This window comes from Citrobacter sp. Igbk 14 (assembly GCF_028069825.1).
In the GTDB taxonomy this organism is placed as follows: Bacteria; Pseudomonadota; Gammaproteobacteria; order Enterobacterales; family Enterobacteriaceae; genus Citrobacter.
The window spans coordinates 1-869 of sequence record NZ_JANEWM010000151.1; the positions used below are offsets into that span (position 1 = coordinate 1).

Annotated in this window: 1 pseudogene; it reads left to right on the forward strand. The window is 33.1% G+C overall.

The window, feature by feature from the left end:
* Positions 1 to 250 precede the first annotated feature (250 nt).
* Positions 251 to 869 (forward strand): annotated as a pseudogene (locus NNN64_RS22850) (MASE4 domain-containing protein); the annotation flags it as partial.

The window sequence follows — 869 nt, forward strand, 5'->3', positions numbered from 1 at the left end:
TTATTAATTTGCAAAAAATAATAACTTAATATATAAAATGCTAAAAGGGATTCTTGCCAGGGCTGTTATGGATAATAGTAATTCAAACAATAGCAGGTTGATGAGATTTTACATTACTTGCTTGGTCAGCTATTTTATTGCTGGTGTGTGTCTTTCTCAGTATCAGTTAGAAGTGCAGAGTGTACCTCAAACAACATATTTAATTATCATCGTTGGGTTGTTTTTTCTGTACGGCATTATTTTCCTTTTTATGCTTTTTCAATACCTTTGCAGGAAAGATCTAACATACCTGATGATATTAGGAATGGCATTCCTTAGTAATAACATCTATTTTATAGAAACTATATATATCGTTCAGAATTTAATTAATGATAGTGTTTTGATAGAGAAATGCACAAATGATATTGCTATCTTCTATTATTTTAGGTAAGTGAGTTTTATTGCATTGCTTTTTGTATCATTGAAAGCGTATAAAGCGACTTCCACCGTTATTGAGACTAAAGAAAGAGAACCGTGTTACATCATTATAGCATTGCTGATTATGCTGGCAATTGCATTCCTTTCACATAACTTATCCAGTTATAACGCTGATGTCACGATTGAAATTACCAGTTTAAAAGCTGACAATAAAACGGTGCACTGGCATATTGGCTACATATATTCGCTGATTATTGCATGGGGAATGGTTTTGTTGTATCTGGCAGTGAAAACCAAAATGCATGGTATCTTATGGAAAAGCATAGCGTTACTGTGTTGCTCTGCAATCCTGACGAATGTTCTGCTGTTAAGTCTGGATGAATATAGTATGTATATTTGGTATGTCAGTAGGGGAATCGAAGTTATCAGTGCCTTATGTATCATATCTATAT